This is a genomic window from Segatella intestinalis, from assembly GCF_029348455.1.
In the GTDB taxonomy this organism is placed as follows: domain Bacteria; phylum Bacteroidota; class Bacteroidia; order Bacteroidales; family Bacteroidaceae; genus Prevotella.
The window spans coordinates 1-12190 of sequence record NZ_JARJVV010000031.1 but is presented as its reverse complement, the minus strand read 5'-3'; the positions used below and the strand labels follow the sequence as shown (position 1 = coordinate 12190).

Annotated in this window: 7 protein-coding genes, 1 tRNA gene and 1 other RNA gene; 8 read left to right on the top strand and 1 reads right to left on the bottom strand. The window is 46.0% G+C overall.

The genetic code is table 11. From position 1 onward, the window contains the following. The first annotated feature begins 585 nt into the window (after positions 1-585). Positions 586-659, top strand: a tRNA-Met gene (locus P3T48_RS14175). Between the two features lie 211 nt (positions 660-870). Beyond that, positions 871-3615 carry a substrate-binding domain-containing protein gene (locus P3T48_RS14170; RefSeq protein WP_276507119.1) on the top strand — a complete coding sequence of 915 codons (2745 nt, stop codon included), beginning with the start codon at positions 871-873 and terminating at the stop codon, positions 3613-3615. A gap of 94 nt (positions 3616-3709) precedes the next feature. Here P3T48_RS14170 and P3T48_RS14165 read toward each other — a convergent pair whose 3' ends face one another. Next, positions 3710-4603, bottom strand: a complete 894-nt coding sequence (locus tag P3T48_RS14165; protein WP_217759024.1) for a DMT family transporter — start codon at positions 4601-4603, stop codon at positions 3710-3712. A gap of 243 nt (positions 4604-4846) precedes the next feature. Between P3T48_RS14165 and P3T48_RS14160 the strand changes: the two genes are divergently transcribed. The 6 genes from P3T48_RS14160 to P3T48_RS14135 all read left to right on the top strand — a co-directional run bounded on the left by P3T48_RS14160 (position 4847) and on the right by P3T48_RS14135 (position 11907). Continuing rightward, positions 4847-5716 carry an aldose 1-epimerase family protein gene (locus tag P3T48_RS14160; protein WP_276507118.1) on the top strand — a complete coding sequence of 290 codons (870 nt, stop codon included), beginning with the start codon at positions 4847-4849 and terminating at the stop codon, positions 5714-5716. A gap of 50 nt (positions 5717-5766) precedes the next feature. Next, positions 5767-7740 (top strand): OPT family oligopeptide transporter, encoded by a 1974-nt coding sequence (locus tag P3T48_RS14155; RefSeq protein ID WP_276507117.1) that lies wholly within the window; start codon positions 5767-5769, stop codon positions 7738-7740. 30 nt (positions 7741-7770) lie between these two features. After that, a complete protein-coding gene (locus P3T48_RS14150; protein ID WP_276507116.1) occupies positions 7771-8721 on the top strand; it encodes a redoxin domain-containing protein in 951 nt (316 codons plus the stop codon). A 170-nt stretch (positions 8722-8891) separates the two neighbouring features. Further along, positions 8892-9289: a transfer-messenger RNA gene (ssrA, locus tag P3T48_RS14145) on the top strand. A gap of 1371 nt (positions 9290-10660) precedes the next feature. After that, entirely contained in the window at positions 10661-11614 is a 954-nt protein-coding gene (locus tag P3T48_RS14140; protein WP_276507115.1) for an Rpn family recombination-promoting nuclease/putative transposase, read from the top strand. 38 nt (positions 11615-11652) lie between these two features. Continuing rightward, the gene (locus P3T48_RS14135) at positions 11653-11907 is read left to right on the top strand and encodes an RpnC/YadD family protein (protein ID WP_276507114.1); all 255 of its coding nucleotides are present in this window, start codon (positions 11653-11655) and stop codon (positions 11905-11907) included. Positions 11908-12190 lie beyond the last annotated feature (283 nt).

Genomic DNA, 12190 nt, shown 5'->3' with positions numbered 1-12190 from the left:
ATCCTTAAAAAGGATAAAACGATCAAGGGAAGTATCAACTTAAAAAGAATGAAAGCTGGCTGGGACGAAAATTACCTGTCAAAACTTTTGGAGGCGAACGCATTTTGATGCGTCCGCCCTGAGTATCGAACTTATATTCTAAAGTTTAGAACATAGATTTATCAACAAGAGCCAGAACAAATTCATAACTAAAAGAAAATATTCGACCTGTACGGATGGAATTACGCAGCACGCCCTGAAAGGGCAGAAGCTCTTAGCCCAGGGCGTTCCAACCATACAGGTCGAAAATATTGGGTAATTTCAACCGTACAGTTCGCAACATTTTCTGTGGTACTAAAGTAACTATTCATGGCTGTAGGGGGTAAAGAAGTGCATAAGCCTTGCAGACTTCATAGCTGCGTCTTTGGATGAGGATACTTGTTGAAAAATTCGTAACTGCTATATATATAATAAGGTGTAGTATCTTTCGGAAGAGTATAAAAAGCAAAAATATTACTTTTTTGCAAAATTCTTTCGAAATAATTTGCTCAGTTCAAAACTTTGTATTACCTTTGCACCCGCAAACAAGCAATGGTTTGCTCGGATGGCGGGATAGCTCAGTTGGTTAGAGCGTCGGATTCATAATCCGGAGGTCCCGGGATCGTAGCCCGGTCCCGCTACGAAGAAGCACTTGTGAACATTAGTTCTCAAGTGCTTTTTTTCGTTTTTAGATAGTCAAAGAAAGAATAGGAAAGTCTTTCTGGTGGCTTTCTAATTGTTGCATGATAGTTTTGTGGAAATCTAAAAAAATGCAAAGATGCCTTTGTTTCTCAAAAATATTCGTATTTTTGCGGATGAAAACGAATATGACTTTATTTTAACTTAAGAGATATGACTACTAAATGGAACTTTCGTATAGGTTCTCTATATCTTATTATATTATGCTGCCAGCTTCTTTGCTCATGTGGCAACAAGCCCAAGAAGTATATTATCGGCGTTTCGCAATGCTCTATGGATGCTTGGCGAGAGAAACTGAACAGCGAGTTGAAGACAGCCGAGTATCTCAATGACTCAGTAGAGGTGCGTCTGGCTTCTGCCGATGACGACAATGACAGTCAGCTGTCGCAGATCAATTACTTTATCGACCAGGGTGTCAGTCTGCTCATCGTTTCTCCCAATCAGGTGAATGCCATTTCGCCTGCCCTCGAAAGAGCACAGCAGAAGGGCATTCCTGTGATTCTTGTCGACCGTAAGACGCAATCGAAGAAGTATACAGCTTTTATCGGTTGTGACAACTATCTGTTGGGTAAATTGGTTGGCGATTATATCGCCCAGCGCCTGAATGGAAAGGGACGTATCGTTGAGATACGTGGTCTTGACGATTCTTCTCCTGCCATCGACCGCCATCGCGGTTTTGTTGATGCTTTGAATGCCTATCCCGATTTGCAGATTGTGGCTTCCGAATCGGGTGACTGGAAGGAGCAGAGCGGTTCGGAGGTGATGAAACGAGTATTGTCCAAGACACAGGACTTCGATTATGTGTTTGCGCAGAACGACCGCATGGCTTATGGTGCCTATAAAGTAGCCTGTGAGCATGGCTTGCAGGACAAATGTCGTTTTGTGGGCGTAGACGGTTTGGCAGGTAAGCATGGCGGACTTGAGTTGGTAAGACAAGGAGTGTTGGAGGCTTCCATGCTTTATCCTACTAAGGGCGACGAGGTGATAGCTCTGGCTATGAAGATCTTGCGTCATGAGCCATTTGCCCGCGACAACTATCTGCCCACATCGATTGTAACCCGGAATAATGCCGAACTGATTCTGATGGAGTCGAAGGACAGCGAGCAGCAGCGCAGCAGTCTTGACATGCTGCACCGGAAGGTTTCTCAATACAACTCCGCCTATCATGTGCAGCGGTTCTTTACCTTGGGACTTGTTCTGTTGGTAGTGCTCATCGTAGTAGTGGCAATTTATATGTTCCGCAGCTATCTTGTCAAGACCCGTCTTAATGAACAGCTTGCCCAGAGCAATGACGAGTTGAAGCGACTCAACGAGGAGGTGCTCGAACTGACACATTCGCGACTGGTGTTCTTCACCAATATCAGTCATGAACTCCGTACACCTTTGACGCTTATTGCCGACCCTGTGGAGATGTTGCTCGACGACCGTTCCATCAAGGGTAGGAGCAGGGAACTTTTGCAGATGGTGCAGCGCAATGCTCTGTCGTTGCAGCAGTTGGTAGGCTCTATACTCGACTTCCGTAAGATACAGAACGGCAAAATGGAACTGAGTTTGAGCCGTTTCGATTTGCCAGAGGCCTTGCAGCAGTGGACGGGCGACTTTGCCATGACGGCACAGCGTAAGAAGATACAGTTGCATTTGGACACCTCGCATTTCTCTTCTGCCGATGTCGTGGCCGACAAGGAGAAACTCGCCCGTATAGTCTTCAATCTTCTGAGCAATGCCTTGAAGTACACCCCTGCAGGTGGCTTTATTCATGTGTCTTTGGCGGATGAGGGAGAACGGCTCCGCATAGAGGTGAAGGATTCGGGTAAAGGCATCGACAAGGAAGAACTCACCAAGGTGTTCGAGCGCTTTTTCCAGGCCAAGGGTGCGGCGAGTGGTACGGGCATCGGACTGGCTTTGGTCAAGTCGTTCGTAGAGTTGCATCATGGTGAGGTGAGGGTAGAGAGTGAACCAGGAAAAGGCACTTGCTTTATCGTCCTGCTGCCCCGACAGCAAGAAGGTTTTGTGGAAGAACCACAGTCGGAAGCTGCCGATAAGTCCTCTTCTTTCTGCGATGACGGCTCGTTGCAGTATATCGACGACGGAGAACGTCATGGCGGCAAATTGCAGCAAATTATCAGCGAGCATGGCGAAAAGCCCACCATACTGATCATAGACGACAATAATGACATCCGACAATATGAGCGAACTCTCTTGCAGGACTATTATTTTGTGCTCGAGGCATCTGATGGTAGGGAGGGACTTGAGATAGCCCGTAAGGAAGTGCCCGATCTGGTGATATGCGATGTGATGATGCCAGTCATGGATGGACTGGAGTTTACGCAGCAGTTGAAGACCAATACCGCCACCTCGCACATTCCAGTCATCATGCTCACAGCAAAGAATCTGGAAGAACATCGTGCAGAAGGTTATGAGCAGGGAGCCGACTCTTACATCACCAAGCCTTTCCATAGCAAGGTGCTTCTGGCTCGTGTGGAAAATCTGTTGCACCAGCGTGCCCATCTGCGTCAGCTCTTTGCACAGGGTGCTGCCGAAGGAAAAGAAACAGAGGAGGTGTCCAGACTGGACGACCGTGACAAGGCTTTTGTCAAGCAGTTGCACGACATCATCAAGTCGCACATGGGTAACAGCGATTTTGGTGTCGAGGATATCGGAGCCGAGATAGGACTGAGCCGTGTGCAGCTTTATCGTAAGGTGAAGGCCATCACCGGCTCGTCGGTAGTCGACCTTTTGCGCAAGGCTCGTCTTGCCAAGGCCCGTCGTCTGCTCGAAGCCAACAGCATGAACATCTCTGAGGTGGCTTACGAGGTGGGTTTCTCTTCACCTTCTTATTTCACCAAGTGTTTCAAGGATGAGTATGGAATGTTGCCTGGTGATGTGACAAATGCTTAACTGACAGTTGTCTTTCGTCCGGTTGTGATGCAGGAATATGTTGTAAATCGTTCATAGAATGGTAATCATGTTGTGTCAGAACATTTTCCTTTTTTCAAGATTTCTTTTTTCTTAGAATGATGAGAACCACACCTGCCAGGATGAGCAGGATGCCGATGCCCAAGCGCAACGAGAATGCCTCGCCAAAGATAAGCACACCGATACATACAGCTGTTACAGGTTCGAGAGCCCCCATGATGGCGGAAGGGGTGGAGCCTATCAGGTTGATCGAAATCGTCATGAAGAAGAGCGAGAGCACCGTAGGCAGAAGAGCCAACTGCAGGGCGCACCCCCATTGCATAGGAGTGTGGAGCATCTGCAGGCTGTCGCCCGACAACCACGAAAACACCAATATCGCTATGAAGCAGAATACCAAAATCCAGAAGGTGAACTTCAGGCTCGACATGGTAGTCTGCCATTGGTTGACGGCAATGATGTAGATGGAGTAGAGTAATGATGATGCCATGACCAAGGCAAAACCAGCCGTGCTGAGTTTGGCGTCACCGTCACCCTGGTAGAGCATTCCTACACCTGCTACGGCAAGCAGGATGGCCATCGATGTGCTCCATGTCACCTTCTCATGGAAGAAAGCCGTCATCAGCAAGGCTGTCATGATGGGGTAGACGAAGAGCAGGGTGCTCGCGATGCCTGCTGCCATGTAATGAAAGCTCACGTAAAGGGTGATGGACGACAGGGCGAAGAAGGTGCCCAAGAGTGCAAACTTGATGGCGTGTCCCCATTTGATGGCGAAACTCTCTTTGCGTATCAGCATGACAAGAGCGAACATCAGAACTGCCAGACCATACCGATAGCTGAGTACCGTACCCGAGTTGAATCCGTCTTCATACAGCTTGAGGGTTCCTAAAGGATTCGTACCATAACAGACTGCAGCCACTATGGCAGCTGAAAAACCTTTCAATGTGTTGTTGCCAGAAGGTTGTTGTTCCATTTCTTTTTGTGTTGTTTTACTATTTTTTCTCCAGCTCCACTCTGTTGGCGAGTGTGAGGTATTATCCGATTTATTTCGGGCAGCAAAAGTACATCTTTTATTCGAGAAAAGAGAAAAAATAGCAAAAGAAATGGTTGCTTTTGTCACTTTTTCGAAAATAAATTGTACCTTTGCGGATAAGTAGCGAGTTTCTCCTACGCAAACCTTGAATACATTCAAAATAACCAAACAACATAAAACAAAATGGAACAGATCAAGAACGAGCAGCTCACAGTAGAGATTTCATCTCTTGGAGCAGAACTTCAGAGCATCAAGGATGCTCAAGGTAACGAATATCTTTGGGACGGCGACGAGCAGTACTGGAATCGCCATTCTCCTATACTTTTCCCTATTGTGTGCGGCTTGTGGAAGGATACATACCGTATCGACGGCAAGAAGTATCAGTTGGGACGCCATGGCTTTGCCCGTGATACAGAGTTTCAGCTCATCAGCAAGGGCGAAGACCGAATCACCTACGCCCTGACCGACAGCGAGGCCACACTCAAGGACTATCCTTATCACTTCAACTTAGCCATCACTTATCGTCTGGAGGGTAAGAAACTGCATGTAATCTGGCATGTTGCCAATACCGACGACAAGCAAATCTTCTTCCAGATTGGCGGTCATCCCGCTTTCCTCGTTCCTGGTGCCGAAAAGGGTAAGGAACTGAAGGGACAGTTGAAGTTCGACAACCCTGATCCAGAGCGCCTCTATGGCAATGTGGGCGGTTGCGTGGTAGAGGGCTATCACAAGGTGCCTACCGAGAATGGTGTTTGGACATTTACCGAGGACAGCTTTGCTGACGATGCCGTCATCTTCGACCGCAGTCAGCTTAAGAAGATCACTCTTCTCGACGAGGCAGGTCAGCCTCACGTCTCACTCGACATCAAGACTCCTGCTGTTGGTATCTGGAGTCCTACAGGCAAGCATGCTCCATTCGTGTGCATCGAACCTTGGTATGGTCTTCACGACTGGGCTGAGTACGACGGCGAGTTCAAGGACAAGTATCTCATGAACAGCCTGCAGCCAGGTGCCAGCTTCATGAGCGAGTATACCATTACGATAGAGAAATAATGATTGGTTAATCATATTTTATACGTAACACATATTTTATTTTTGACACGATGAAAGAAGAAATGAATCTCCCCGAGAATGCCTTCCGCGAGTTGAAGGACGGTGAGCAGTATCAGCCCCTGATGGGTCCCGACAAGGCTTATCCTGAGGTCAATGCATGGTCGGTAACCTGGGGTATTGTGATGGCTGTCATCTTTTCGGCGGCAGCAGCCTATCTTGGACTGAAGGTAGGACAGGTGTTCGAGGCTGCTATCCCTATCGCTATTATTGCCGTAGGTGTGAGCACAGCCACTAAGCGCAACAAGGCCTTGGGCGAGAATGTGATCATACAGAGTATCGGAGCCTGTTCGGGTGCCGTGGTGGCGGGAGCCATCTTCACCCTGCCAGCCATCTATATTCTGCAGGCCAAGTATCCCGAGATGACCACTTCGTTTATGAAGATATTCTTAGCTTCTGCCCTCGGAGGAGTCCTGGGCATCCTGTTCCTCATACCTTTCCGCAAGTACTTTGTGAGCGACATGCATGGCAAGTATCCTTTCCCTGAGGCCACAGCCACCACACAGGTGCTTGTCAGCGGAGCCAAGGGTGGCGATCAGGCCAAGCCCTTGCTCATAGCAGGACTGGTGGGAGGTTTGTACGACTTCATCGTGGCAAGCTTCGGATGGTGGAACGAGAACTTCACAAGCCGCGTCATCGGATGGGGCTGCGACCTTGCCGACAAGGCAAAGCTTGTGTTCAAGGTGAATACGGGTGCTGCCGTGCTCGGTCTGGGCTACATCGTGGGTCTCAAGTATGCCCTCTATATCTGTTTTGGCTCTTTGGCTGTATGGTGGCTCATCGTTCCTGGTATGAGTCTGCTTTTCCACGACCAGGTGCTCAATGCCTGGGATCCTTCCATTACATCTACCGTAGGAGCCATGTCTCCTGAGGAGATTTTCCGTGCCTATGCCCGCAGCATCGGTATCGGTGGTATTGCCATGGCTGGTATCATTGGCATCATCAAGAGCTGGGGCATCATCAAGGGAGCTGTCGGTTTGGCAGCCAAGGAGCTGAAAGGAAAGAGTGGGGTCGATGCGGAGGTGAAGCGTACTCAGCGCGACATCTCGTTCAAGATCATCGGCATCGGTTCGCTGGTCTGCATTCTTGTCACCTTCCTTTTCTTCTGGTTTGGTGTGATGGATGGCAACTTGCTCTTTGCCATTATCGCCATTCTGCTGGTAGCCGTTATTGCTTTCCTCTTTACTACTGTTGCCGCCAATGCCATCGCTATCGTGGGCAGTAACCCTGTCTCGGGCATGACGTTGATGACCCTCATCTTTGCCTCTGTGGTGATGGTGGCAGTCGGTTTGAAAGGTCCTGGCGGTATGTTGGCAGCTCTCATCATGGGTGGTGTGGTATGTACTGCACTTTCTGTGGCTGGCTCGTTCATTACCGACTTGAAGATAGGTTATTGGTTGGGTACTACTCCCAAGAAGCAGGAGAGCTGGAAGTTCCTTGGCACCTTGGTGAGTGCAGCTACTGTAGGCGGTGTGATGATGCTCTTGAACGAGACTTATGGTTTCGCTTCAGGCTCATTGGCAGCACCTCAGGCCAATGCCATGGCAGCAGTCATCGATCCGTTGATGAATGGAGTGGGAGCACCATGGGTGCTTTATGGCATCGGAGCCTTGTTGGCCATCGTGCTTACCTATTTCAAGATTCCAGCTTTGGCTTTTGCCTTGGGTATGTTTATTCCTCTCGAACTCAATGTGCCTCTTGTTGTCGGTGGAGCCATTAACTGGTGGATCACTTCCCGTTCTAAGGACGCTCAGGTAAACAAGGAGCGTGGCGAGAAGGGTACACTCATAGCCAGTGGTTTCATTGCCGGTGGTGCCTTGATGGGTGTGGTGAGTGCACTGCTCAAGTTTGGTGGCATCGAGGTGAGTGTTGCTGACAGTTGGTGGACCAATCCTTTGTCTGAGGTCTGCTCGCTCATCGCTTATGCCCTCCTCATTACCTATTTCGTGAAGGCTACGAAGAAATAAAGGTCATATATAATAATGTATAAACAACTTATGAAGAAAACAATCTTTTCATTGCTCTTGCTTGCCGTATGCAGCTTAGGAGCATCGGCACAGAGTGCCGACGACCTTGATGCCAAGTACACCCAGGGTCTGCTCAAAGTGGGAACTCAGGCTCCCGATTTTGTACTCAAGAAAGCCAAAGCCGACCAGCCTGCTCTTTCTTTGTCTTCTTACAGCACCCATCAGGAAGGCACATTGTTGCGTCCTGGCTGTTGGGTAGTGCTCGACTTCTGGGCAACCTGGTGTCCCGACTGTCGCAAGGAGATTCCTGCGGTGAAGAATATCTATAAGAAATATCGCAACATGGTGAAGCTCATCGGCGTGTCCTTCGACACCGACAAGGAGAAGTTGAAGGCTTTCCGCGCTGAGAATGAGATTAAGTGGAGCATGTTCAGCGAGTACAAGAAGTGGAAGGAAACCAACATCTCCAAGGCCTACAATATCCAGTGGCTCCCTACCATGTATCTCATTGATCCTGAGGGAAAGGTGGCGTATACCACAGTGGTGGCTGCCAATATGGAGAAGAAAATTGCCGAGCTTGTAGCTGCGGGCAAGATGACTCCTTATATCCATGTAGCAGAATATCCTGGTGGAATGAAAGCCTTAGGCAAGGCTATCTCTGAAGAGCTCCAGTTCCCAGAGGTGGCAAAGAAGTATCATGCCACTGCCAAGGTGAAGCTTTCTTTCCTCGTCGACGAGGAAGGCAATTTGTCGGATATCACCGTGAAGGAATATCAGGGTCAGCCTCTCTCGGGTGCAGCCTTCTCTAAGTTGAGTCCTTCCGAGCAGAAAGACGTTGAGATACAGGTCAAGACCGTGCTTTCTGTGGAAGCCATCCGTACCATAACAGCCATTGGCAGTCGCACCAAGTGGAATCCTGGTTCGGAGCGAGGCAAGGTGATGAGTACCAAGTTCTCTCAGACCATCAATTTCAAGCGCTGATTTCATTCTTTAATCGTACTAAGTTGTCTTTTAGCACTGTTAAAGCATAAAAAACTGAAAAAATATTTGGAGATTTCAAATAATCGTCCTATCTTTGCATCCCAATAGTTACGAGTGAGTGGCTATTGGGATGTTTGTATCTTCCCATCATGAAAGAAGCAAGCAGATTCGGGGTTGACTGGATTTGACGGCGAGATGAGATGGTACGTAAGCACGCGGAGGCTCGTTGGCTACCTCCTAAATCTTAGTGAACGAACAATTAATTGGCGAAAATAACTACGCTCTCGCTGCCTAATCGAAGTACAGTAGATTGGCTTTATTCCGTCACAAGGTGATGGAACGGGACATCGCTCAACGGATGTGGTTCCGAATCTTGTTGGTCAAGCGGTGCAGGTAAATCGGAAATAGCGCTTGTAGGCCTCGTTGCAAGTGTGAAATTTTAGAGGATAAGGGCATGGTTGGTGGTCCAGGTCTTGCCATGTCACGAAAACCAAAGGCTGGAATAAGCGTGTAGAAAGCGTATGGTTTCCTTGTGCGGACGAGGGTTCGAATCCCTCCAGCTCCACTCCTTATACAATAAAGAGGGTGTGTCACAGACTTATGACACACCCTCTTTTTCTTTATTTATGTAGGCAAAGTTAAGACTTTTCTTTGAAAAAACAAATTATTTTTCTTTTCTTCTTAGTAATATTGAAAAATTAAGCAGAAAATATGGGATTATTCTTTTTTTGTGGTAAAGTTTACATCGTGATGTATTTTTTTTGTATCTATAAGATTTCATATCAGATACTTTTTGGATTTACCGTTGAGTATGTGTTCGTACGAAAAAAGTTTTTTATGAAAAAAGTGTCAAAGTATCATTCTTTGGCAGAACGTAGAGGTAAATAACTGATATATAATAAGATAGAAGAATGATACATTTTGGATTATCTTACAAGAAGTATCATAGAAGTATCATCAATCTGATAGAAGTATCATAAAAAACGTCATCTAAGTATCACAAAATCGTCATGAAACATTATGCATAAAAGCAAAGCCGCCAATCCGTAAGGAGTGCCCAAGAATCGCCTGACTTTTGGGCACTCTGTGAACACCGTACGGGCAATCAATGCCCATCGCTTGTTCTGTTTATGCCCGTCGCTTGTTCAGTCGATGCCCGTCGCTTGTTCCCTGAGTACCCATTTGACGGGCAAGACAGACCACCTGATGGTCTCTTACAGAACGGCTTATGTGATTTTATTCCTAATCCAGCTTGTCAATCTTTCTTCTTATTCATAGTTTGTATTAGCATTCTTTACATACAGGAAGAGTAGGTGCAAAGTTACGTATTACAGAAACTTCAGTCAAGAGTCCACTTGAAAAAGTCGAAAATCGTATTTTTTTTGTCTTTGCAACTTGATAATCAAGAGTATGTTTTCGTAAAATTGACTTTTTCAAGTGGGCTCAAAACTGGAATAGAAGACACTTCTTTTTTAGTCTTTTAAATCGACTCAAAGCCGAATTTAATGATGTTTCTTGTGATTTATGATACTTCTATGATACTTCTATGATACTTCCTGTAAAATAAACGAAAAAGTATCATTCTTGTATTGTGCAGTATATCAGATGTTTATAAGGATATCATACTAAATAATGATACTATGATACATTTTTCCGTAAAAAACACTTATGCGCAAGCAATTATTTTCAATATATCTTTCATGTTATCCAGCAGATAACTGATAGTCTTGTCTTCCATTTCTTGAGGAAAACCAAATCGGGTAAGCGGAACTCTGTATGGCTCTCATGTTAGAGCGAATCATTTTGTTTTTGATGAGATTAGGAGAAACTGTTTTTGCGTAATTTGCAGATAACTTGAAGGTTTCTTGCTGTTTTTTTTGTATTTTCAAGAAAATAGCTTATTTTTGCATCACAATTCAGTTATACGTTTTAAAAGGAGATGGATATGAAACGGATAGAAGAACGATATATTAGCTTGCTTACCGATTTCGGTTTTAAGCGTATTTTTGGAACAAAGCCTAACAAGGATTTGCTCATCAATTTCTTGAATTCCCTGTTTGATGGTTTTCAGGTCATCAAGGATGTGAAGTACTTGAATAGTGAGCACGTTGGTGACGTCTTTGCCGAGCGCAAGGCCATCTTTGATGTATATTGCGAAAATGAACGTGGTGAAAAGTTCATCGTTGAGATGCAGAATGCTTATCAGAAGTACTTCAAGGATCGTTCTTTGTTCTATTCTACTTTTCCTATCCGTGAACAGGCTCCAAAGGGTGCAGAATGGAACTTTCAACTTGAACATGTATATACTGTTGCTCTGCTGAACTTCGACTTGGAAGAAGAGGCATTTGACAAGAATGATATCAATCATGATGTAGGCTTGCTTGACAAGAAGACTCTTAAGGTTTTTAATGACAAACTTTCTTTCAAGTATGTTGAGATAGCGAAGTTCAATAAGACAGAGGAGGAACTTGACACGCTTTATGATAAGTGGTTGTATGTGTTGAAAAACCTTTCCCGATTGGATGAACGTCCTTCAGCCTTGAAAGAGAAAGTGTTTACTAAACTCTTTGAGGAGGCCGAGATTGCGAAGTTCACTCCAACAGAGTTGAAAGAATATGAGGATAGTTTGAAGGCTTATCGTGATGTCAAGAACTCTATAGATACGGCTTTGGAAAAGGGACGTGAGGAAGGTATGGCTAAAGGTATGGCTAAAGGTATGGAAAAAGGTATGGCTAAAGGCTTGGCTAAAGGCTTGGAAAAGGGGCGTGAGGAAGGTATGGAAAAAGAAAAGATATCTACAGCTCGCCGTCTTCTGTCAATGGGTCTTTCTGAAGAGCAAGTATCAACAGCCACCGAACTTCCGCTGGAGGAAATCCAGAAATTGAGGAAATAAGCCTGAATCTGGCAGAACTTTTGGAAAACAATATAAAAATGAGGAATGAATATGAGGATAGTTTGAAGGCTTATCGTGATGTCAAGAACTCTATAGATACGGCTTTGGAAAAGGGACGTGAGGAAGGTCTGGCTAAAGGCTTGGAAAAGGGGCGTGAGGAAGGTATGGCTAAAGGTATGGAAAAAGAAAAGATATCTACAGCCCGCCGCCTTCTGTCAATGGGTCTTTCTGAAGAGCAAGTATCAACAGCCACAGAACTTCCGCTGGAGGAAATCCTGAAATTGAGGAAATAAGCCTGAATCTGGCTGAACTTTCTGGAAAACAATATAAAAATGAGGAATTCAAGTTTCTCAAGTAAGCCCCACACGCCCAGAACCAACGGTCACCGGCGCGTAGCGGAATTGAAAATCGCTGGCCGAAGGGTAAAGCAAAGGTAAAGGGAAGAAGCTCTTAGAAGCAGCACGCCCTGTTTTACTCTAATTGAGCAAGCTTTGAGCGCATTTTTAACGTTAATTATGTTTAACGAGCCTTGGATCTTGCCTGATGTAGTTTACGTCATAGACTTCACCTTTTTCC

What these genes read in the sequence shown, in the direction of transcription:
- P3T48_RS14155 (WP_276507117.1), top strand. Translation starts at nt 5,767, where the DNA reads ATGAAAGAAGAAATGAATCTCCCCGAGAATGCCTTCCGCGAGTTGAAG.
- P3T48_RS14135 (WP_276507114.1), top strand. Translation starts at nt 11,653, where the DNA reads ATGAGGAATGAATATGAGGATAGTTTGAAGGCTTATCGTGATGTCAAG.
- P3T48_RS14170 (WP_276507119.1), top strand. Translation starts at nt 871, where the DNA reads ATGACTACTAAATGGAACTTTCGTATAGGTTCTCTATATCTTATTATA.
- P3T48_RS14140 (WP_276507115.1), top strand. Translation starts at nt 10,661, where the DNA reads ATGGATATGAAACGGATAGAAGAACGATATATTAGCTTGCTTACCGAT.
- P3T48_RS14165 (WP_217759024.1), bottom strand. Translation starts at nt 4,603, where the DNA reads ATGGAACAACAACCTTCTGGCAACAACACATTGAAAGGTTTTTCAGCT.
- P3T48_RS14150 (WP_276507116.1), top strand. Translation starts at nt 7,771, where the DNA reads ATGAAGAAAACAATCTTTTCATTGCTCTTGCTTGCCGTATGCAGCTTA.
- P3T48_RS14160 (WP_276507118.1), top strand. Translation starts at nt 4,847, where the DNA reads ATGGAACAGATCAAGAACGAGCAGCTCACAGTAGAGATTTCATCTCTT.